Source organism: Dickeya zeae NCPPB 2538, from assembly GCF_000406165.1.
GTDB lineage: Bacteria > Pseudomonadota > Gammaproteobacteria > Enterobacterales > Enterobacteriaceae > Dickeya > Dickeya zeae.
Genome location: NZ_CM001977.1, coordinates 2441321 through 2463461, shown reverse-complemented (window position 1 = coordinate 2463461; position 22141 = coordinate 2441321). Strand labels below are relative to the sequence as shown.

The window sequence follows — 22141 nt, the reverse complement described above, 5'->3', positions numbered from 1 at the left end:
TTGTTTTTCGTCGTGAAATTTAACCGAATTAATAACGCTCCCGCTTAAAAAAGCCGAAGAAATCTTCCTTCCATCGTTTTTGTTAATATATTGACATGATTAATTTAACACATTATTTGGGATGAGATAAATGCCAGTTAATTTATTTGCACTATTAAACTTTCGAAGTGGAAATAACAGAATAAAAATGTTGGCCTAAGTAGTATGTGAAGACTATTTTATAAAAAATTTTAATCATTTCGATAGATATGCGGGACGACTGAGTCATCGGTGGTGTAATCAAGGGGTTTTTCCCCATTTTGCAGTGGCTGTGACTGAGTCTGTCGACAGATTCCGCTGATTTTTTCTTTTTCTTTGATGAACTTTACAGTGTGGTCGGTTTTATTCTCAGATATGTCAGGCTACCTTGTACCCGTTAGGCCCAGTAAACTGTTTGATACTCCTCATTTTTAACAATTTATGGACAGCGCGCATGAAGATAGTGACACCTCGCATTTCCTGGCGACGCATCGTTGCCGCCGCTACCGGGATATTGATGGCGGTTTCGCCAGTACTTCAGGCCGAGCAGATGCCTCCTCCACCACAAATTGACGCCAAAGCATTTATCCTGATCGATTACGGCAGCGGCCGGGTGTTGGCTGAGTCGAATGCAGACACCAGACTCGATCCCGCCAGCCTGACCAAGATCATGTCGAGTTACGTGATTGGTCAGGCCATCAAAGTGGGTAAGATCACGCCAGAAGATAAAGTGACGGTTGGAAAAGACGCCTGGGCTGGCGGCAATCCGACGTTACGTGGGTCGTCACTGATGTTTCTTAAACCGGGCGATCAGATTTCGGTGTCCGATCTTAATAAAGGGATAGTGATTCAGTCAGGTAATGATGCCAGCATCGCACTGGCGGATTATGTCGCCGGGAGCCAGAATGCGTTTGTTAGTCTGATGAACCAGTACGCTGCGACGCTGGGACTGACGAACACCCACTTTTTGACGGTACATGGTCTGGATACGCCAGGACAATACAGTACGGCTCGTGACATGGCGCGTCTGACACAGGCGTTGATTCGCGATGTACCGAGCGAATACGCCTTACACAGCGAGAAAGAGTTCACCTTCAATAATATCCGCCAGCCAAACCGTAACCGTTTGTTGTGGAGCAGTAACTTGCGTGTCGATGGGGTGAAAACCGGTTATACCGATGGGGCGGGTCATAGTCTGGTGGCTTCGGCTGTCGATGGTGACATGCGGCTCATTTCGGTGGTATTGGGTGCGCCTTCCGACACAATACGTTTCCGGGAAAGTGAAAAATTGCTGACCTGGGGGTTCCGTTTCTTCGAAACCGCGACGCTGATACGCAGCGATACCCCATTTACGACCCAACGGGTATGGCTTGGTAGCGAAAAACAGGTCAGATTAGGGGTAACGCAGGATGCCGCGATGACGGTGCCGAAAGGGCAGGCGAAGAACCTGAAAGCCAGCTTTACGTTGGCGCAACGACAGTTGCAAGCGCCGCTGAAAAAAGGGCAGGTTGTCGGCACGATTGATTTCCAACTCGATGGCAACAGCATCGGCCAACGCCCACTGGTGGTGATGGATGACATACCGCAGGCAGGCTTTTTTGGCCGGTTGTGGGATACCGTGTTGATGACGTTGTCCGGCTGGTTTGGCGGATTATTTGGCTGACAGGAATAAGGCGCTGCAGTAGGGCGTAAAACGCCGACTGCAGCGAAGGGGCTAAGGGGTCAATAACTCAATGTTGTTGGCTTTGAGGTAGTGGAGAGCGTCACTATCCGGTATACGGTTAGTGATAATCGTATCAAAGAGCGTCAGCGCACCAATGCGGGCGGGTTTACGTTTGCCGAACTTGCTGCTGTCCGCTGCCAGAATGACCCGTTGAGATAGCGCCATAGCACGATGTTTTATCGCCAGCTCGGCGAAGCTAAAGCAGGTGGCGCCGGCTTGTGTGTCAATGCCGCCTGCTGAAATGAAGGCCTTGGTTGGACAGATCTGATCCAGTTCATGCTGGTGCCCCAATGGGGTAAAAATGGCATTATCGGGATGAAACTCCCCGCCGCACAAAATCACCCGACCATTCGGTTTGTCCTGCAATGCCATAAACGTATTGAGTGAATAGCAAATCGCGGTAAACGGCAGGTCGTCTGGAATGGCGGCAATAATAAACGGGATGGTCGTGCCGCAGTCGAAGAAGAGCGTATCGTTAGGTTCGATGCAGGCAGCTGCCAGTTCACCCACGATGTTCTTTTCTACCACGTGTTTGGTCTGCTGGTCGGAGACAAAATAACTGGTAGCGCCGTTGGTTTTCGGGTCACAAACGACATAGCCGCCCAGCAACACAACAGACGCATCGGGGCGTGCATTCAGGTCACGCCGGACCGTCATTTCAGAGACGCCGAGCAGTTGTGCAGCATCCTTCAGATGCAGTTTATCGGCCTTTTTTAAAGCCTGAGCCAGTTTGTTGAGCCTTGCTGCGCGACGCGTTTCCATGTTTTCCTCAATAAGACCGGTCAAACGCGTTCCAATGCAGGATCACCCCACACTGTGCCATCGTTCATGGCTACACCTGAATCAGGATAGAAATGGGGTAAAAGGAAATGCACCGGGAATGGTTAACCGCAGGCAATGTGTGCTGATTGCTCAGCAGACGGAGCATTAATATAACCTTCATGAAATACAAGGCGCAAATCTATCGTGCAAATGTTATAACGCGGCGGTGCTTATTAGACTGGCTTATTAACGTAACGCATCGGTTGTTTACAGCGAGTACGAAGATAAAAGAATAAGACAGGAAGCACCAGGGCTGCGTATGTGACGTAAGGTGTCGAAGGACTCTTGGGCCACACATAATGGGGCATACCTAAAAGAAAATGCCCGTCGTTCTTGAACCTAACCGGCGTGAACGACGGGCTCCTCAATTCAGGGATATCAAAGAAAAGCAGTGGCATTAACTCAGACTTTACCCCTGGAAAAAAGTTCTGCGTAATTTGAAAAAAAATTGACGTTGCTTTACAAAATCACCTCAGCCGGGCAATTGCGGCCAGATAACCACAATCAACGAACCGGCCAGAGTCAGCAGTACGTTGGCGATGGCATAGGTTCCGGCATAGCCCAACGCCGGGATATTACTGCGAGCGGTATCGCTGATAATCTCCATGGCGGGTGCACAGGTGCGCGCGCCCATGATGGCACCAAACAGCAACGCCCGATTCATGCGCAGTACATAGGCACCAAACAGGAAACAGACCACGACCGGCAGCAGGCTGACAATCAACCCGGACAGCACCATCTGAACGCCGACATCACCAAAGCTGTGATTGATGGTGCTGCCTGCGCTGAGTCCTACCCCAGCCATGAACACCATCAGCCCGAACTCTTTCACCATATTCAATGCGCCCTGCGGGATATAACCGAACGTCGGATGGTTGGCGCGTAAAAAACCGAGCATGATGCCGGAAAACAGTAAACCGGCGGCGTTGCCGATGCCGAAAGAAAAATTGCGGAACTGGAAGGTAATCAACCCAACCATAATACCGATGATAAAAAAGGCGCAAAATGCCAGCAGGTCGGTGACCTGGCTGTGAATAGAAATAAAGCCGATGCGATCCGCAATGCTTTTTACCCGGCGAGCGTCGCCGCTGACTTGCAGGACATCGCCTTTGTTCAGCACCACGCCGTCATCGATTGGCATTTCGATTTGGCTGCGGACGATGCGGTTGAGGAAGCAGCCGTGATCGGTCAGTTTTAACTGACTGAGGCGCTTACCCACGGCGTTGTGGTTTTTCACCACAATCTCCTCGGTCACGATCCGCATATCCAGCAGTTCGCGCTCGAACACTTCTTTGCCGTCGCGGAAGTTGGGGTTCAGGCGTGCGTGCGCGTCGGGATATCCCACCAGTGCGATTTCGTCCCCTAATTGCAGTACGGCGTCGCCGTCGGGCGTTGCCAGAATGCCATTGCGCCGGATACGTTCGATATAACATCCGGTCTGGCGATAAATGCCCAGCTCACGCAGGTTTTTACCATCGGCCCAGGCCACCAGTTCAGGGCCAACCCGATAGGCACGAATGATCGGCAGATAAATTTTGCGCTGGCTGTCGGTGTCCAGCCCGCGTTCACGGGCAATCTGCTGGGCGCTGGTCGGCAAATCCTGATGCTGTAATTTAGGCAGATAACGCGCGCCGAATATCAGGCTGACCAGACCAATCAGGTAGGTCAAGGCGTAACCGAGGCTTAACTGCTCTTGCGTTATCGACAACTGTGGCCCAAGACTAATGGTGTTACGCAGCGCATCGCCAGCCCCCACCAGAACGGGGGTTGAGGTCATAGCACCGGCCAGCATACCGGCGGTCAGACCTATCCCCCAACCGAATACCTTACCCAGCACCAGCGCTATCAGCAATGCACTACTGACCATCACCATCGCCAGCATCAGGTAATTTTTACCATCCCGGAAAAAAATCGAGAAAAAGTTGGGACCGGCTTCAACACCGACGCAAAAAATAAACAGCATAAAACCGAGGTTCAACGCTTCGGTATTGATGGCGAAATGTTGTTGTCCCAGTAACAGCGACACCACCAGAACGCCAATAGAATTGCCAAGTTGAACCGAGCCGAGCCGCAATTTCCCCAGACAAAGACCTAAACAGAGAACGACGAATAACAGCAGAATGTAATTCCCGTTTAACAAATCAGCGACGTTTATATTCATGGAATGTAACTTGTTGTTTACTGGTAAATTATTGATATAAAAAATAATTTAGACTAAATTTACCCCATTAAAGGGGCGCTGACCATGTCTGGACGACACTATGATGATAAGAAAGGAGCGAACCCCATTATTTTTTATCTGGCAACGTCTCAAAAGACGGGAAATACCGTCTGGCATGACGCGGCTATTTTAGTGATTTCTCCGGCGGACAACCAGCCGGTGATGCTGATAAATCACCACGAAGCTGGCTTTTCGTCCCATCAGGGATACCTGCTGCGCATGATAGTGGTGGGCGACGACCGTTGCTCCGTCATGCGCAGGTTTAGTCTATTTCGGGGAGGCTCACATGACAGGCAATAGAGGGTGGCTGGGTGTAGTCAGCTGTTTTGTCTTGTTTACGTTAGTATTTTTAAGTCAAAAGATGCGTATCGTGGGGACATCGCTGGAAGACGGCTTTCATGGTGATCCGGGGATGCTGTTGTTTTTACTGCCTGGAATGGTATCAAGCTACTTGTCGCGTAACCGGCGATTGCGTTATCCCCTCATGGGCGCGGTGGTGGCGATGCCGGTTTGTCTGTTGGTGTTGCAACTATGGTATTTCCCCAGTTTGTCGTTCTGGCAGGAACTGGCTTATCTCAGCAGCGCGGTGTTCTGGTGTCTGATGGGGGCGTTGGCGTTTCTATTTTTACGGGCGGTGAGCCTGCATTACTTACGCTAAACACCAAAAAATCACCAAGGTACGCTTGGTGCCTTGGTGATGAGCAGATAAACGGCGCGGGATTAATTGAACAGATGCTCTCTGGCATAGGCTTCAAAGTCGGTGCAGCCGCCAATGTGTTTTTCATCCAGGAAAATCTGAGGTACGGTTTCTACCGGTTTGCCTACCGTTTTAGACAAATCAGCTTTGCTGATGCCTTCTGCATGGATATCAACGTAACGGTAATTGAAATCGTCGCGCTCTTCGGTCAGTTTTTCAGCCAGTTCTTTGGCTCGGACACAATAAGGACAACCAGGACGACCAAAAATAACTGCGTACATGTAAACTCCTTAACATCTCTATGTTATCTGGGTATCTCTGCTATCAGGACCTATCCATAATTGTAAACGGTTTTAGCCAACCGCGTTACTATGCCCGCAATCTGCGGTGATCTGAAGTAGTCATTGCCTGTTATAACGATTAGCGTCATCTATGTCTTGCTTTGTTTGTCCATATTCATGTTGTGTCGTGGGTCGTCGCATCTAATGACAACGGTTGACTAAAATCGCTCGTAACGTTGGTCTACCGACTGGTCTGACATATACTCACTGATGTTCTTGATGGCGTGAGACTGTGGTGGTGTCGGGGTGTAGCCTATTGATGCGTGACGTTGATGGGGAATGTGACTGGGCAATGTGAAAGCCAACGCCTCTGCAACGTGACGTATGGCGGATACAGTCGTTTATTGCCAAACGACGCGCCCCAAGCCCTGTAATTTGTGCAGCCCACGCCGTCAGAGTGTGTCATCTCACCATCGTTTTTCAGGGATATTCAACGTGACGCCAACCATTTCACTGTTACGCCAACATCGTTCCATCCGATCATTTACCGACCAGCCGCTTAGCGATGAGCAGCGGACCGCGATTATTGACGCTGCGCAAAGTGCGTCGACGTCCAGCTTTCTGCAGTGCAGCTCGATTATTCGTATTACCGATCAGGCGTTGCGCTCGCAACTGGTACACCTGACCGGCGAACAGCCGTGGGTGGGGCAGGCCGCGGAGTTTTGGGTATTCTGCGCCGATTTTTATCGGCATCAGCAAATCTACCCACAGGCGGAACTGGGGCTGGCCGAACAATTGCTGCTTGGCAGCGTTGATACGGCGCTGATGGGGCAAAATGCGCTGGTGGCGGCAGAATCGCTGGGGCTAGGCGGTGTCTTCATTGGTGGTATCCGTAATCAGATTGCTGAAGTTACGCGCCTGCTGGCGTTACCACAGCAGGTTCTGCCGCTGTTTGGGTTATGCCTTGGGTATCCGGCGGTGCAGCCTGACCTCAAACCGCGTTTACCGGCGGCGCTGGTCGTGCATGAAAACTGCTATCAGCCGTTGGATAGTGCCTTACTGGCACAATACGATCAGCATATCGTTGAGTATTATCGCCATCGCGACAGCAATCAGCGTATGGAGAGCTGGAGCGACCAAATTCGGCGCACCCTGAGCAAAGAGCGCCGTCCGTTCATGCTGGACTACCTGCACCAGCAAGGTTGGGCTACTCGGTAGTACTGGAGCGCTATGAAAATCGCCATTCTGTCACAGGACGGTTCTCTCTATTCTTGCAAGCGGTTATGCGAGGCGGCGGAAGAACGGCAGCATGATATCGAAGTGCTCAACCCGCTGTCGTGTTACATGAACATTAACTCTGCCGCACCGTCAGTGCATTACCGCGGGCGTCATCTCGGGCACTATGACGCCGTGATCCCGCGTATCGGTGCCGCCATTACTTTTTATGGCACGGCGGTGTTACGCCAGTTCGAAATGCTGGGGAGCATGGTGCTAAATAATGCGATGTCGGTCATTCGTGCTCGCGACAAACTGCACTCATTGCAACTGTTGGCCCGCCAGGGTATTGACTTACCGATCACCGGATTTGCTCATTCACCGGATGACACCGCGGATCTGATCAAAATGGTCGGTGGCGCACCGCTGGTGGTGAAGCTGGTGGAAGGCACGCAGGGTATTGGCGTGGTATTGGCGGAAACCCAGCAGGCGGCGGAAAGTGTCATTGATGCTTTTCGGGGCCTGAATGCACATATCCTGGTACAGGAATACGTTCGTGAGGCACAAGGGAAAGACATCCGTTGTCTGGTGATCGGCGATCGCGTGGTCGCGGCTATCGAGCGGCAGGCTAAACCGGGTGATTTTCGCTCCAACCTGCACCGGGGCGGAACGGCCAGCCGGGTTCGCATCACGCCGCAAGAGCGTGCAACTGCGGTAAAGGCCGCAAAAACATTGGGACTGAATGTGGCGGGTGTTGATATACTGCGTTCGGCGCGAGGGCCTCTGGTCATGGAGGTCAACGCCTCACCCGGGTTGGAAGGTATCGAAACCGCTACCGGGCTGGATATCGCAGGGATGATGATCGAATATATTGAACAACATCACCGCTCTGTATCCCGGGTAGCGAGAACCGGATGACGCTAGTGTGGGTGAGTGGCCGAGGATGGCTGTGTTGTGATAACAGTGTTGCGCCCATTCGGTTTTTAGCGCGTCGACGCGCCGTAATGGCCAGTTCGTGATGACGATTGGCCTGCTATTCCTGAGTTAGGCATTGCGTAGGTCAGGTTTTTATCTCTATGAAATATGAGGCGGTCAAGATGGATTCAATCATCGTTCCTGATTTGAATTTGCTTCGGCGGTGGCTGGATCAACTGGGCATTATTTACTTCGAATGTGATTCTTGTCAGGCGTTGCATTTGCCGCACATGCAGAATTTTGACGGGGTGTTTGACGCCAAGGTTGATATGGCGGACAGTGTCATCCTGTTTTCCGCGCTGGCGGAAGTGAAACCCACTGCATTGATCCCGTTAATGAGTAACCTGAGCCAGATCAACGCCAGCTCACTGACGGCTAAAGCGTTTCTTGATATTCAGGACGATAACCTGCCCAAATTGATCGTCTGCCAGACATTCAGCGCAGGCGCGGGCATGACGCTGGAACAGTTCCGTCATTTCATGGAGCAGGCTGAGCAGCAAGTTTCCATGGTTATTATGGAAGCCAGCGCCAATAATCTGCTGTTTTTGGGTGATGAGGAAGAGAGCCCTGCTGAACGATTCAACACCTCCAGCCTGCATTGATTACGTTATGGATCAATAGCTGGTCATCAGCTTTGCTTATTTATTCAAACCGCATTTAATGCGGTTTTTTGCTATCTAAGCCGAATGTTTTTCTGCCTTTGTCGTTTCAGGGCGTAGCACATAGATAAATTGTGAATAAATAATCGATAAAACCTGTTTTTTCCTTTCCGGTATGGTACGGGCGGAATAGTGCGGTTATGCTTTATTTCTGTGTGGTTCAGATAATAACGTCATAGCGGATTGCGTATTAACGATGAAAGACGCGGGTGCATAGCCATGCATCATCGTTGTTATTCTGAGCCTGTTGTTATTCTGAGCATGAAGAAACACAGAACGGTGTTATTTGCTGACACTGTGCATTCACCCCCCTGTATTTACCCCTGGTATGGAGGAAGGAACGGATGTTCACCCAACGTAAAAAATGGCTTTCGGGTGTGTTAGCCGGCTTAATGGTGGCCGCGTCCGTCACCGCATCGGCGGAAGAGAAAACGCTGCACGTCTATAACTGGTCTGATTATATTGCGCCGGACACGCTGGAAAACTTCCAGAAAGAGAGCGGCATTAAAGTTGTGTATGACGTGTTCGACTCCAATGAAGTGCTGGAAGGCAAACTGATGGCCGGCAGCACAGGGTTCGACCTGGTAGTACCTTCTGCCAGCTTCCTGGGGCGCCAGATCAGTGCCGGTGTCTTCCAGCCGCTGGATAAGAGCAAACTGCCGAACTACAAAAACCTCGATCCTGAGCTGATGAAGCTCATCGAAGAACACGATCCGGGTCATAAATACGCGGTGCCGTATCTGTGGGCAACCACCGGTATTGGTTATAACGTTGATAAGGTGAAGGCCGTACTGGGTAAAGATGCGCCGGTGAACAGCTGGGACCTGGTGTTGAAACCGGAGAACCTGGAGAAGCTCAAGAGCTGTGGCGTATCCTTCCTTGACGCACCGGCCGAGATTTATGCCACGGTGTTGAACTATCAGGGTAAAAACCCAAACAGTACCAATGAGTCGGATTACACCAAAGACGCCACGGATTTACTGCTGAAACTGCGTCCGAACATCCGTTATTTCCATTCATCCCAGTACATTAACGATCTGGCCAACGGCGATATTTGCGTGGCGATCGGCTGGGCTGGCGACGTCCTGCAGGCCGCCAACCGGGCGAAAGAGGCGAAAAATGGCGTGAATATCAGCTACAGCATTCCGAAGGAAGGCGCGCTGGCATTCTTTGACGTCTTCGCCATTCCGAAAGATGCCAAGAACCTGGATTCAGCCTATCAGTTCCTCAATTATTTGCTGAAACCGGAGGTGATTGCCAACATCAGTAACCATGTGTATTACGCCAACCCCAATAAAGAGGCGACTGCACTGGTGAAAGATGAAGTGCGTAATAACCCGAATATTTATCCGCCAGCGGATATTCGTGCCAAGTTGTTTACGCTTAAGGTGCAATCACCCAAGATTGACCGCGTGATTACACGCTCGTGGACCAAGGTAAAAAGCGGGAAATAACCGCTGTCCTTGACTCCACTTTCATGCAACAGGCGGCTTACCCCGCCTGTTTGTGCTATTTGTGTCGCAGTCATGTGGCTGCGATTTTGTTCTGCTTTTGCCGGAGAGCAAATTAAGTGAACGAAGCGATCCCCCGCCCCAAACCCCAGAAAGCGGCCACGCCGTTGCTGGAAGTGCGCAACCTGACCAAAGCGTATGATGGTCAGTTTGCGGTTGATGACGTCAGCCTGACCATCTATAAAGGCGAAATTTTCGCCCTGTTGGGGGCTTCAGGGTGTGGTAAATCCACACTGCTGCGTATGCTGGCGGGTTTTGAGCAGCCTACCCAGGGACAAATTGTGTTGGATGGACAGGACCTGTCTTTGGTGCCGCCTTACCAGCGCCCGATCAACATGATGTTTCAGTCCTATGCCTTATTTCCGCACATGACGGTGGAGAAAAATATCGCTTTCGGCCTGAAGCAGGACAAGTTATCGCGCGGTGAAATCAACGATCGCGTCGAAGAGATGCTGACGCTGGTGCACATGCAGGAATTCGCCGGGCGCAAACCGCATCAACTTTCTGGTGGTCAGCGTCAGCGTGTGGCGCTGGCGCGCAGTCTGGCGAAACGTCCGAAATTGCTGTTGCTGGACGAACCGATGGGCGCACTGGATAAGAAATTGCGCGATCGCATGCAACTGGAAGTGGTCGACATTCTGGAACGGGTGGGGGTGACCTGCGTGATGGTGACCCACGATCAGGAAGAAGCCATGACCATGGCAGGCCGTATCGCTATCATGAATCGCGGCAAATTTGTGCAGATTGGCGAGCCGGAAGAAATATACGAAAACCCGAATACGCGCTTTAGCGCTGAATTCATCGGTTCAGTCAATATGTTCGAAGGGCTGTTGAAAGAGCGTCAGGACGATGCGCTTATTGTGCAAAGCCCGGGGTTGGTGCATCCGTTGAAGGTTAATTCTGATGTATCCGTGGTGGATGGCGTGCCGGTTTATATTGCGCTGCGCCCGGAAAAAATCATGTTGTGCGACGATGTCCCGGCAGATGGATGTAACTTTGCCGTGGGCGAGGTGGTGCACATCGCCTATTTGGGTGACCTCTCTATTTACCATGTCCGGTTAACCAGTGGGCAGACGATCAGTGCCCAGTTACAAAACGCCGACCGTTTCCGCAAAGGCTCGCCCACCTGGGGAGATGAAGTGCGCCTGTGCTGGGATGCGGACAGTTGCGTGGTGTTGACGGTATAACGGGAGAAGACGCAAATGGCGATGTTATCTGAACAACATGAACCGCCGGGCCAGCCGATGAGCCCGTTGCGTGCGACGCTGGCGCGGCTGCGTCTGGCGCATGGCCGTAAACTGGTGATCGCACTGCCTTATCTATGGCTGTTATGCCTGTTTATGCTGCCGTTTCTGATCGTCTTCAAGATCAGTTTTGCCGAAATGGCGCGTACGGTGCCGCCGTATACGGATCTGATCACGTGGGCGGAAGATCGGCTGCAAATCAGCCTGAATATCGGCAACTACCTGCAATTGTTGTCTGATCCGTTATATATCGATGCTTACCTGCAATCGCTGAAAGTCGCGGCGGTCTCTACGTTGTGTTGTCTGGTGGTCGGGTATCCGATGGCCTGGGCGGTAGCACACAGTAAGCCGTCTACCCGCAACATTCTGCTGCTGTTGGTGATCCTGCCATCGTGGACTTCGTTCCTGATCCGCGTGTATGCGTGGATGGGGATTTTGAAAGATAACGGTATCCTGAATAATTTCCTGCTTTGGCTTGGGGTCATCGATCAGCCACTGGTGATTTTGCACACCAATCTGGCCGTGTATATCGGCGTGGTTTATTCGTATTTGCCGTTTATGATCTTACCGATTTATACCGCGCTGACCCGACTGGATTATTCGCTGGTGGAAGCCTCGCTGGATTTGGGGGCTCGGCCGGTCAAAACCTTCTTTAGCGTCATTGTGCCGCTGACCAAAGGCGGCATTATTGCCGGGTCGATGCTGGTGTTTATCCCGACAGTAGGGGAATACGTGATCCCTGAGCTGTTAGGTGGGCCAGATAGCATCATGATTGGCCGTATTCTGTGGCAGGAGTTTTTCAATAATCGTGACTGGCCGGTCGCGTCGGCGGTAGCGATGGTGATGCTGTTCCTGCTGATTATTCCGATCATCTGGTTCCACAAGCACCAGAATAAAGTCGCGGAGGATCAGGCATGAATAATTTACCGGTTGTGCGTTCACCGTGGCGGACGCTGATTTTGGTGCTGGGATACAGTTTTCTGTATGCCCCGATGCTGATGCTGGTTATCTATTCCTTCAACAGTTCCCGACTGGTGACGGTGTGGGCCGGGTGGTCTACCCAGTGGTACAGCGCGCTGTTTGAAGATTCAGCCATGATAAGCGCGGTGGCGCTGAGCCTGACTATCGCGGCGGCCTCGGCGACCATGGCGGTGGTATTGGGTACGCTGGCGGCGGTGGTGATGGTGCGTTTTGGCAATTTCCGCGGTTCTAACGGGTTTGCGTTTATGCTGACCGCACCGCTGGTGATGCCGGACGTCATCACCGGGTTGTCGTTATTACTGCTGTTTGTGTCGCTGGCGCAAGCCATTGGCTGGCCTGCAGAGCGCGGAATGCTGACCATTTGGCTGGCGCACGTCACTTTCTGTTCGGCGTATGTCACCGTGGTGATCAGTGCCCGCTTGCGTGAGTTGGATCATTCGATTGAAGAAGCGGCAATGGATTTAGGCGCAACACCGCTGAAGGTCTTTTTCATCATTACCGTACCGATGATTGCTCCGGCACTGGTGTCTGGCTGGTTGCTGGCCTTTACCCTGTCGCTGGATGATCTGGTAATTGCCAGCTTTGTTTCCGGCCCCGGTGCTACGACCCTGCCGATGCTGGTGTTTTCCAGCGTAAGAATGGGCGTTAACCCGCAGATTAACGCACTGGCATCTCTGATATTGTTGGTGGTAGGCATTATCGGTTTGATTGCCTGGTGGTTTATGGCTCGGGCGGAAAAGCAGCGCCAGCGTGATTTGCAAAAAGCGAGGCGCGGCTGACAGCATTTTGCTTTCCTCCTGAACTTGCCAATTCTCACCACGCCGCCATACTTTTGGTGGCGTGGTCATTTCAGGGGGAATGCAATCATACTGTACGGCAAACGGGAACTGCTACAGCGTGGCGTATTCGCACCTGTCGCGGTGATGGTGGCGGGATGGGCGATTATCGCCACCCGGTGTTTGGGTATCGTCCTGACCATCAGTGAACTGGGGTGGAGCGGCTTTGGTGGCTGGCTTAGCAGTAGCGCAAAGCAGTGGGACAGTACGCTGGTGTTGCTGGCGGCCCTGCTGGTGGTATGCCTTGAAATCCGCTGTGGGTTCGCGGTTCTCAGCGGGCTTAACTGGGGGCGTTGGTGTTTTCTGATAACCCAGTGTCTGGTCACAGTGTATATGCTAACGGCGTCGTTAGTGGAGTTTTTGCCACCGATTTTTCACGTCAGTGGCGACGGCGTCGGTGAAATTCTTCACCATTTGTTGATGCAGCGACTGCCGGATTTTCTGCTGATTTTGCTGCTGTTCCTGCCCCGGCGCAGCCAGCGTTTTTTTACTCGTCATCCCTAACTTTCCCGCGTGGGGGTGATACAATCGGCCCCCCTTGATGTTAACGACAGATGTCAGATTTTCCATGCAATGTTCCCGCTATAACGACGGTTCGTGCCGTTCCTGCCAATGGTTGGAAACCGACTACCCGCAGCAGATCATCGATAAGCAACAGCATTTGTCGACGCTGCTGGCCGATCATCCGGTTCAACGCTGGCTGACGCCAGTCACCTCGGCACAGACTGCGTTTCGCAATAAAGCCAAGATGGTGGTTAGCGGCAGCGTGGAACGTCCGCTATTGGGGATGTTGCACCGTGACGGTTCGACGGTAGATCTGTGTGACTGTCCGCTCTATCCCGAGAGTTTTGCGCCGGTATTTAGCGTGTTAAAAGTCTTTATTGCCCGGGCAGGATTGACGCCTTATAACGTCGCCCGGCGTCGGGGAGAGCTGAAATACCTGCTGCTGACGCAAAGTACCCTGAGCGGTTGTTTTATGTTGCGGCTGGTTTTACGTTCCGAAACGAAACTGGCACAACTGCGCGCTGCATTACCGTGGTTACAGCAGCAGTTGCCGCAGTTGACGGTGATATCGGCGAATATTCAACCTGTTCATCAGGCGATACTGGAAGGGGATCAGGAGATTCCGCTGACGCCAGCGCAGGCGTTGGAAGAGCGCTTTAATCAGGTGCCGCTGTATATTCGACCGCAAAGTTTCTTCCAGACTAACCCGGTGGTTGCCGCCGCATTGTATGACACGGCACGCCAGTGGGTGTCGACGTTACCGATACGCAGCCTGTGGGATCTCTTTTGTGGCGTGGGTGGATTCGGTTTGCATTGCGCCGGGTCGGATAGGTCGCTTACTGGTATTGAAATCAGCCCAGAGGCGATTGCCTGTGCGCAACACTCGGCGACACAACTGGGGCTTGAGAATGTCAGCTTTGCCGCGCTTGATTCCACCCGCTTTGCGGTTGGCGAAATGCAGACGCCGGATCTGGTGATCGTTAACCCACCGCGGCGGGGGATTGGTGCTGAACTGTGCGACTACCTGAGCCGCATGGCACCGCCGTATCTGTTGTATTCCAGTTGTAATGCCGAAAGTATGGCGAAAGATATTGCACGCTTGCCTGCCTACCAGATACAGCAGGTGCAGCTGTTCGATATGTTCCCGCATACCGCGCATTATGAGGTGCTGACATTGCTACAACGGCGTGTCTAATCCGGGAGATACGTCAGTGATGGGCGTTTGCAGATGTAATCGTTGCCTTTAGTCCTTCCACTCTCCACCGTTTTTTCCTCAGTACGCTGCCGGCAGCCACCGGCAGCGTGAAGGTCACATATTTTATTGCTGCGGGAACCACTTGTCGTTGATGGCTTTGTAGGTGCCATTGGCCTTGATGGCATTCAGCGCACCGTTCAGTTTTTCTAGTAACGCCTGATTATCCGGGCGAACGGCAATGCCTAACCCTATGCCGAAATAGGCTGAATCAGTGATCTTCTCGCCGACGGTGGCTAAATCCGGATTGTTTTTCAGCCATTCGTTGACCACAGCAGTATCGCCGAATACGCCATCAAGGCGGCCGTTTTTCAGGTCGATCAGCGCATTCTGATAGCTGTCGTACGGAACGGTTTGCACTTCCGGGTGTTTTTCCTGCAGGAATTTCTGGTGGGTTGTCCCATTTTCCATCCCAATACGCTTACCCTTCAGGTCAGCCAGCGAATGGAACTTACCTTTCTGGGCGATGACGATAGCCGAGTTAGCATAGTAAGGCTGGGTAAACGCCACCTGTTTGCTGCGTTCTGGGGTGATATCCATACCGGAAATGATCGCGTCGTACCGACGGAATTTCAGCGCCGGAATCAGGCTGTCAAATGCCTGATTGGTGAAGCTACAGGTCGCCTGTAATTGTTTACACAGCGCATTGGCGAGGTCGATATCAAACCCGACGATCTGGTTGTTGGCATCCAGTGATTCGAAGGGGGGATAGGTAGCTGATGCAGCAAAACGAATGGTTTCTGTTGCCAGTGTGCTAAAGGTGGTGCTGGCCAGCAGTGCGGCAAGAATAAGTTTTTTCATGGGGTACTCCAGATTATTTTATATATACCAACATAATAACCGTTGGTAAGGATGCCGATACCATGCCATTAAATGTATTTATATGCAAATAATATGACTATAAATTCATTCTATTTTGCGTGTTACTGGCTTGGGTGCCACAATCAGGGGCTAATCTGAGTAAAAATAAAGCATAATTTACGTTGGGTTTTTCCTGACAGGGATGTGCTTCGTGCATAAAAAACGCCAGCGTAAACGCTGGCGTAATCAGTTATTACGTTATGTTAGCTGATGATTCAGGTGTTGCGTTGTTCAAACCGCAGTGCGCGTCGTTCGATCAGGCGCATCAATAGCGTCAGCAGGCCATTGACGCACAGATAGACGATGCCTGCCGCGCCAAACACCAATACATCGTAAGTGCGACCATACAGCAACTGGCCGTAACCCATCACTTCCATCAGGGTAATGGTGTAAGCCAGCGAGGTTCCCTTGAACACCAACACCACTTCGTTGGAATACGAGGAGAGTGCGCGTTTAAACGCAAACGGCAGCAGGATACGCAGCGTCTGGCGCTGATTCATCCCCAGCGCGGCGCAAGACTGCCATTGGCCGGGTGGAATCGCCCGTACGGCACCATAAAACAGCTGTGTGGTATACGCGGCGCTGTTCAATGCCAGCGCGCTGACCGCACACAACCACGGCTGCGATAACAGATTCCATAGCCAGTCTATATGGCGAATGGACTCAAACTGACCCGGACCGTAATAAATCAGGAATATCTGCACCAGCAGCGGGGTACCGGTAAATAAGGTGATATAGCCTTTAGCCAGAACGGACAGTACCGGGGTTTTTAGCGTCAGAATCACCGTCAGCACTAGCGAGAGCACTAACGCCAGCAGTAACGACGCTAGCGTCAGCATCAGACTGGTGTGCAACCCTTTAAGCAGTTCGGGAATGTAACCCAGCATCAGGACGGCCTCCGTTCAAAGCGTGTGGCGCGTGTTTCAATTTTCTTCAGGATCACCTGGCTTAACAGCGTAATCGCCAGATAGATAGCGGCTGCAATCATGTACCAGGTAAAGGGTTCCTGCGTGCGGGTGGCGATACTTTTGGTTTGCAGCATCAGGTCATTAACGCTGATAAGCGAAACCAGCGCGGTGTCTTTGAGCAGCACCAGCCACTGGTTGCCTAATCCGGGCAGGGCATGACGCCACATCTGTGGCATGATCAGGCGGCGGAAAATTACGCCTTTGCTCATGCCCAGTGCCTGACCAGACTCCCATTGCCCTTGTGGCACCGCTTTCAGCGCGCCACGCAGCGTTTGCGACGCATAAGCGGCATACAGCAGCGACAAGGCAATTACGCCACACAGAAACGGGCTGACTTCAAAGTTATCTATCGCCAGCTTAACGGGGATCTGTACCACACCGAGATTGAGTGTAAAGCCATCTGACAGCATCAGCATCAATTGCGATGAGCCGAAATAGATAAACAGCACCACCAGGATTTCTGGTAAACCGCGCAGTAACGTGACGACGGCAGTGCCGCAGGCACTGATAACTTTCCAGCGTGCGGTTTCCCACAGGGCAAACAGCATAGCCAGCAGCAGCCCGAGCACCAGAGCGCAAACGGCAAGGCCGACGGTCATCCCGGCGGCGCTTGCTAGAGGTTGAAATTCAATCATTGATTTTCTATCGGATTACTGCTGGAACCATTTCTTGTAGATGGTCTGGTAGGTGCCATCCTGCTTGATGTTGTTCAGCGCATCGTTGAATTTTTTCACCAGCTCATCATTGTTCTGGCGAACCGCAATACCCAAACCGATGCCAAAGTAGTCTTTATCGGTCACTTTAGTGCCAACAGATGCCAGGTTCGGGTTCTCTTTCAGCCACTCGTTCACAACGGCAGTGTCACCAAAGACGGCGTCCAGACGACCATTTTTCAGATCCAGCACAGCATTCTGGTAGCTGTCATACGGCACAACGGTGATGTCTTTATGCTTATCCAGCAGGTATTTCTGGTGTGTGGTGCCATTCTGCACGCCGACGCGTTTGCCTTTGAGCGCGGCGATATCAGCCAGTTTGTCTTTCTGAGCGATGAACAGCGCTGAGTTCTCATAGTACGGCTGGGTAAATGACACCTGCTGCTGGCGTTCCGGGGTGATGTCCATACCGGCGATGACCGCATCGTAGCGACGGAATTTCAGGCCCGGGATCAGACTATCGAATGCCTGATTGCTGAAGGTACAGGTAGCCTGAATCTGTTTACACAGTGCGTTAGCAAGATCGATATCAAAACCGACGATCTGGTTGCTGGCGTCTACCGACTCAAACGGAGGGTAGGAGGCTTCCGTGGCAAAACGAATGGTCTCAGCTGCGCCAGCGGAAAGACTTAAGCCGCCGAGCAGGGCGGCAACGAGCAGTTTTTTCATGTTATTATCCTTATCTATCAGTGAGATAAATAGCCAGCAAACTCGGGCGTTTGTGGTTGGGAAAAGTGTGAGGCGTCGCCATGTTCCACAATGCGGCCATTTTCCATATACACCACGCGGCTGGCGGTTTTACGTGCGAAATCGACTTCATGGGTGACGATGACCTGAGTAATACCGGTTTCGCTCAATTCTTTAATGATACTCACCACCTGAGCGGTGATTTCCGGGTCGAGGGCCGCAGTCGGTTCGTCAAACAAGAGTACCTGCGGTTCCATCATTAGCGCGCGGGCAATGGCAACGCGCTGCTGCTGGCCACCCGAAAGGTGAAGCGGGTAGCGGTCGGCAAAGTCGCTCAGTCGCAGGCGGCTCAACAGTTTTTCCGCCCGGGTATGTGCTTCCTGACGGTTGAGGCCCAGTACGCGGCAGGGGGCTTCGACCAGATTTTGCTGCACAGTAAGATGTGGCCACAAATTATACTGCTGGAACACCATGCCGACATTGCGGCGCAGTTCTCGGATCGCGTTCTCACCGGGTGTCTGGCTAAAATCAAACGTCGTACCGCCGATGCTCAGGGTGCCGGAGCGAGGCGTTTCCAACAGGTTCAGTACCCGTAATAATGAACTTTTGCCAGCCCCACTGGGGCCGAGCAATACCAGCGTTTCGCCGGATTGACAATCAAGGGTGACATCGAACAGCGCTTGGTGTGCGCCATAGAAACAGTTAATGCTGTTTAGTTGAATACTCATGCGCAAGAATTGAATAGACATTGATGCCGCAAATGGTAGCCTCGGCAGAATAGTTATGCAATCGCCACGGGTTAAAATTTGCGAATACACGACTTATTGTCGCTATTTTAGCACAAAATCTTGCTTTGCCGCGATGGTGGTGGATTTGTCAAGGCAATCGCCGTACTGTGGCACACAATCTTCAGCTATAAGGTGGCCCGGTTTTGGCGCAGTTCGTTGTTAAAACAGGTGATTGATGACGTCTGTGTTGTAAAATGCATTGTTAATGGCGGAAATTGCTATAAAAGCGTAAGAAGACTGTGAAAAACACGGTTGGTCATGAAAGTGAACATCGGATGCGAGGAGGCATGATGCTGTTATCGACAACACCCACGCTGGAAGGACAGGTTATTGAAACCTATTGCGGTGTGGTGACGGGAGAAGCCATTCTTGGTGCCAACATCTTTCGGGATTTCTTTGCCGGTATTCGAGACATTGTTGGTGGCCGCTCTGGTGCCTATGAAAAAGAGTTGTGCCATGCCCGGCAAATCGCCTTTCGTGAACTGCAACAGCAAGCTGAGGAACTGGGGGCGAATGCTATCGTCGGTATCGATATTGATTATGAAACCGTGGGGAAAAACGGCAGCATGCTGATGGTGTCCGTCAGCGGCACGGCGGTTGTGGTTCGTGGTTCATGACAAAAAAAGCGATTCGGTTGGTGTGGCGAAGCGCAGTGCTGCTGACCGTGATAGTGCTGGCAGGCTGTCAGGCGCATAAGCGGTATGTCGATGAAGGCGATTACCAGCTGGATCTGTCGTCGAAGGCGGTCAGTCGTGGTGAACGAGTCCGTTTTCTGGTGCTGCACTACACAGCCGAAGATCTGGATTCGTCGCTGGAAACACTCACCGCTGAGCAAGTCAGCGCACATTATCTGGTTCCCGCTTATCCTCCGCTAGTAAACGGTAAACCCGTGGCGTGGAAACTGGTGCCAGAATCACAGGCTGCCTGGCATGCGGGCGCCAGTTACTGGCGCGGCTACAGCCAGTTAAACGCAACCTCCGTCGGCATCGAGCAGGAAAACCCCGGTTGGCGTCAGACGGCGTCTGGCACGCATTGGTGGCAACCCTACACACCGCAGCAAATTGTGCTGGTCACCTCTCTGGCGCGTGACATCATCGCACGTCATCATATCGCCCCGCAGGATGTGGTAGGCCACAGCGATATCGCGCCTCAGCGCAAGGTTGACCCAGGCCCGTTGTTCCCCTGGCGCCAACTGGCTCAGTCGGGCGTCGGTGCCTGGCCGGACGCGGCACGGGTGCGTTTTTATCTGGGTGATAGAGAAAAAACGATGCCGGTCGACAGAACCATGTTGCTCACAAAACTGGCGTGTTATGGCTATGAGGTCAAAGAAGGGATGACCGAACGTCAGCAGAAACGGGTCGTGGCGGCATTCCAGATGCATTTCCGGCAGCAGCGCTACGACGGCGAGGCTGATGCGGAAACTGAAGCGATTGCTGATGCCCTGTTGGAAAAATACGGTGCGGCGTCTTGTAAGGGCGCGGCATAGGTTTTTTGCTTATCGGCGTGTCACGGACGATATGGGGCATCGCACGGCGTGAAACCTGCCTTGTTGCCCAAGGCAGGTGTGCGGTAGAGGCTGGTTCAGTCGTGATGAGAGAGGCGATGGATATCCCGTTGTTCCGCTTCCTGCGCCAGCGCTGCGATACGGCGTGCCATGCCACGGAATATGAATAAATGTGCGGGCATCATCAGGAACCAATAGCCTAATCCGTTGCAACCCGCAGGATGCCACCAGGCCCGAACATCCAGTACCCGGTAAGTGCCGCGCTCGTCAATAGAAAACGCCAGTCGCCCAAGCCCGGGTGCTTTCATGCCAAACAACAGCACCAACTGCCGCAGCGGTTTCAGCCGAATGACTTTCCAGCCATTGATAAGGTCGCCTTCCATCAATTCAGACCGTTCCGGACGGTTATAACTCACCTGATTGCCGCACAAGTCATCTATTTTGGCCCGCATTGTCCATAATGGGTTGGCGTAAAAATAACCGTGTTTCCCACCGACTTGCTGCACGATGTTCCACAGTGCCTGACTGCTGGCGTTGGTCTTGTAGCTGCAACCGGCTTGCTTCGGGTAGAAGGCGTAATCAGGGCGCCAGCGCGCCTGTACATCCGGGTCAAAGGCCCAGTCAGGATGCTGTGCGGCGGCTTTTTCGTCATCCAGCGTGGCCCGTACCGCGTCGTCAAAGGTCAATAACCGTTGCGGAATCAGACGCCGCAGTTCGCTATCGTCCATGGGTAAATCATGCCGCAGCCCTTGCACCAGCGCCCGGGCGGTGGAACTGGACACCGAGGTTATCAGGTTGAGAAACCAGGCTGAGATCAACGCGGTCGGTACGGGAACCGGAAGCAACAGACGGCGTTTACCGGTCAGGCGAATAAATCGTTCGAATAGGGTTTGATAGCTGAGGTATTCCGGACCGGCGGCATCGAAAATGCGGTGCTGTTCGGCTGGGTGGTGCCGTATTTCCGTCAGGTAGGTGAGCAGGTTTTCCAGCGCGATCGGTGAGGATTTCGAGCGCACCCAGCGTGGTGGTGTCAGCACCGGCAAATTGTTGACCATATCACGCATGATTTCGAATGCAGCGGAGCCTGGGCCGACGATGATCCCCGCACGCAGTTCGGTGACCGGGATACCGCTACTGCGCAGAATATCGCCGGTTAGTTTACGTGCCTGCATGTGGGTGGATGGGTGCTTGTCGGTTTGTGCTGACCCCAGATAGATAATCTGTCGGATCCGGCTGGTGCGTAACACCTGTCGCAGGTTTTGCGCCGATTGATATTCCCGCTCCAGAAAATCGGCACCATCGCCCATGCTGTGCGCCAGATAATAGAGCGTCTCTGCCTGCCATAACCCTTCAGGCAGTGTATGGGGCTTCATTAAATCGATGTGTTCACAGCGCACACCAGAAAGGTTGAGCGCCGCCAGCGAGTCGATATGGCGTGAGGCGGCAATCAGCGGTTGACCTTGTTGACTCAGTCGTGTGAGGAGGTGTCGGCCAATATAGCCACTGGCGCCAAGGATAAGAATCGGGGCGGGTTTGACGGTCATCATGTATTTTTTGCTCCTGCCACAACAACGCAACTTAAAACGGCAGCGGTGTCCCTGTCGATATTTACGTCCGCCATGCAGACCCTAAGAAACAATAGATTATGTAAAAACAGATTATGTAAAAATGGGTTATGTAA

23 protein-coding genes are annotated in these 22141 nt (G+C 52.5%); 14 read left to right on the top strand and 9 right to left on the bottom strand.

Going from position 1 to position 22141, the window contains the following annotated elements; translation table 11 throughout:
* The first annotated feature begins 472 nt into the window (after positions 1 to 472).
* Positions 473 to 1681, top strand: coding sequence for a serine hydrolase (locus tag DZE2538_RS10745; protein ID WP_038916312.1), 1209 nt, complete (start codon positions 473 to 475; stop codon positions 1679 to 1681).
* Positions 1682 to 1732: 51 nt separating this feature from the next.
* On the opposite strand, the gene deoR is transcribed toward DZE2538_RS10745, so the two are convergent.
* Positions 1733 to 2503, bottom strand: a complete 771-nt coding sequence (gene deoR / locus DZE2538_RS10740; protein ID WP_019845720.1) for a DNA-binding transcriptional repressor DeoR — start codon at positions 2501 to 2503, stop codon at positions 1733 to 1735.
* Between the two features lie 532 nt (positions 2504 to 3035).
* A complete protein-coding gene (locus DZE2538_RS10735; protein ID WP_019845721.1) occupies positions 3036 to 4724 on the bottom strand; it encodes an aspartate:alanine antiporter in 1689 nt (562 codons plus the stop codon).
* An 84-nt stretch (positions 4725 to 4808) separates the two neighbouring features.
* Between DZE2538_RS10735 and DZE2538_RS10730 the strand changes: the two genes are divergently transcribed.
* Positions 4809 to 5084 carry a hypothetical protein gene (locus DZE2538_RS10730; RefSeq protein ID WP_038916311.1) on the top strand — a complete coding sequence of 92 codons (276 nt, stop codon included), beginning with the start codon at positions 4809 to 4811 and terminating at the stop codon, positions 5082 to 5084.
* Positions 5071 to 5442 (top strand): inner membrane protein YbjM, encoded by a 372-nt coding sequence (locus tag DZE2538_RS10725; protein WP_012884993.1) that lies wholly within the window; start codon positions 5071 to 5073, stop codon positions 5440 to 5442. The genes DZE2538_RS10730 and DZE2538_RS10725 overlap by 14 nt, the downstream gene beginning before the upstream one ends.
* A gap of 62 nt (positions 5443 to 5504) precedes the next feature.
* Here DZE2538_RS10725 and DZE2538_RS10720 read toward each other — a convergent pair whose 3' ends face one another.
* Complete coding sequence (locus tag DZE2538_RS10720; RefSeq protein ID WP_012884992.1) at positions 5505 to 5762, bottom strand: GrxA family glutaredoxin; 258 nt, start codon at positions 5760 to 5762, stop codon at positions 5505 to 5507.
* A gap of 495 nt (positions 5763 to 6257) precedes the next feature.
* On the opposite strand from DZE2538_RS10720, the gene nfsA reads away from it, so the two are divergent.
* The 9 genes from nfsA to rlmC all read left to right on the top strand — a co-directional run bounded on the left by nfsA (position 6258) and on the right by rlmC (position 14882).
* Positions 6258 to 6980, top strand: coding sequence for an oxygen-insensitive NADPH nitroreductase (nfsA, locus tag DZE2538_RS10715; protein WP_019845724.1), 723 nt, complete (start codon positions 6258 to 6260; stop codon positions 6978 to 6980).
* 12 nt (positions 6981 to 6992) lie between these two features.
* The gene (gene rimK / locus DZE2538_RS10710; protein WP_012884990.1) at positions 6993 to 7895 is read left to right on the top strand and encodes a 30S ribosomal protein S6--L-glutamate ligase; all 903 of its coding nucleotides are present in this window, start codon (positions 6993 to 6995) and stop codon (positions 7893 to 7895) included.
* A gap of 179 nt (positions 7896 to 8074) precedes the next feature.
* Positions 8075 to 8554 carry a YbjN domain-containing protein gene (locus DZE2538_RS10705; RefSeq protein ID WP_012884989.1) on the top strand — a complete coding sequence of 160 codons (480 nt, stop codon included), beginning with the start codon at positions 8075 to 8077 and terminating at the stop codon, positions 8552 to 8554.
* A 401-nt stretch (positions 8555 to 8955) separates the two neighbouring features.
* On the top strand, positions 8956 to 10065 hold the full coding sequence (gene potF / locus DZE2538_RS10700; RefSeq protein WP_019845727.1) for a spermidine/putrescine ABC transporter substrate-binding protein PotF: 1110 nt from the start codon (positions 8956 to 8958) through the stop codon (positions 10063 to 10065).
* Positions 10066 to 10181: 116 nt separating this feature from the next.
* Positions 10182 to 11309, top strand: coding sequence for a putrescine ABC transporter ATP-binding subunit PotG (potG, locus tag DZE2538_RS10695; RefSeq protein ID WP_023639861.1), 1128 nt, complete (start codon positions 10182 to 10184; stop codon positions 11307 to 11309).
* Between the two features lie 15 nt (positions 11310 to 11324).
* Complete coding sequence (gene potH, locus DZE2538_RS10690) at positions 11325 to 12284, top strand: putrescine ABC transporter permease PotH (RefSeq protein ID WP_038916310.1); 960 nt, start codon at positions 11325 to 11327, stop codon at positions 12282 to 12284.
* Complete coding sequence (gene potI, locus DZE2538_RS10685; protein ID WP_012884985.1) at positions 12281 to 13126, top strand: putrescine ABC transporter permease PotI; 846 nt, start codon at positions 12281 to 12283, stop codon at positions 13124 to 13126. Before potH ends, potI begins: the two co-directional genes overlap by 4 nt.
* 108 nt (positions 13127 to 13234) lie before the next feature.
* Positions 13235 to 13687 carry a YbjO family protein gene (locus tag DZE2538_RS10680; protein ID WP_038906371.1) on the top strand — a complete coding sequence of 151 codons (453 nt, stop codon included), beginning with the start codon at positions 13235 to 13237 and terminating at the stop codon, positions 13685 to 13687.
* A gap of 64 nt (positions 13688 to 13751) precedes the next feature.
* Positions 13752 to 14882 (top strand): 23S rRNA (uracil(747)-C(5))-methyltransferase RlmC, encoded by a 1131-nt coding sequence (rlmC, locus tag DZE2538_RS10675; protein ID WP_038916308.1) that lies wholly within the window; start codon positions 13752 to 13754, stop codon positions 14880 to 14882.
* Between the two features lie 123 nt (positions 14883 to 15005).
* Here the strand turns inward: rlmC and artJ (DZE2538_RS10670) are convergent, their stop codons facing one another.
* From artJ (DZE2538_RS10670) to artP, 5 genes are all read right to left on the bottom strand, one after another.
* Positions 15006 to 15740, bottom strand: coding sequence for an arginine ABC transporter substrate-binding protein (gene artJ, locus DZE2538_RS10670; RefSeq protein ID WP_038916307.1), 735 nt, complete (start codon positions 15738 to 15740; stop codon positions 15006 to 15008).
* A gap of 275 nt (positions 15741 to 16015) precedes the next feature.
* Entirely contained in the window at positions 16016 to 16687 is a 672-nt protein-coding gene (artM, locus tag DZE2538_RS10665) for an arginine ABC transporter permease ArtM (protein ID WP_038916306.1), read from the bottom strand.
* Positions 16687 to 17403, bottom strand: a complete 717-nt coding sequence (artQ, locus tag DZE2538_RS10660; protein WP_016943735.1) for an arginine ABC transporter permease ArtQ — start codon at positions 17401 to 17403, stop codon at positions 16687 to 16689. The genes artM and artQ overlap by 1 nt, the downstream gene beginning before the upstream one ends.
* Positions 17404 to 17418: 15 nt before the next feature.
* The gene (gene artJ, locus DZE2538_RS10655) at positions 17419 to 18150 is read right to left on the bottom strand and encodes an arginine ABC transporter substrate-binding protein (protein WP_023639856.1); all 732 of its coding nucleotides are present in this window, start codon (positions 18148 to 18150) and stop codon (positions 17419 to 17421) included.
* 17 nt (positions 18151 to 18167) lie between these two features.
* Entirely contained in the window at positions 18168 to 18896 is a 729-nt protein-coding gene (gene artP, locus DZE2538_RS10650) for an arginine ABC transporter ATP-binding protein ArtP (RefSeq protein WP_201765528.1), read from the bottom strand.
* Positions 18897 to 19246: 350 nt separating this feature from the next.
* Here artP and DZE2538_RS10645 point away from each other — a divergent pair, with 350 nt between their 5' ends.
* Positions 19247 to 19573, top strand: coding sequence for a heavy metal-binding domain-containing protein (locus tag DZE2538_RS10645; protein WP_012884977.1), 327 nt, complete (start codon positions 19247 to 19249; stop codon positions 19571 to 19573).
* On the top strand, positions 19570 to 20442 hold the full coding sequence (locus DZE2538_RS10640; protein ID WP_038916304.1) for an N-acetylmuramoyl-L-alanine amidase: 873 nt from the start codon (positions 19570 to 19572) through the stop codon (positions 20440 to 20442). Before DZE2538_RS10645 ends, DZE2538_RS10640 begins: the two co-directional genes overlap by 4 nt.
* Positions 20443 to 20537: 95 nt before the next feature.
* Here DZE2538_RS10640 and DZE2538_RS10635 read toward each other — a convergent pair whose 3' ends face one another.
* On the bottom strand, positions 20538 to 22007 hold the full coding sequence (locus DZE2538_RS10635; RefSeq protein ID WP_038916303.1) for a DUF2867 domain-containing protein: 1470 nt from the start codon (positions 22005 to 22007) through the stop codon (positions 20538 to 20540).
* Positions 22008 to 22141 lie beyond the last annotated feature (134 nt).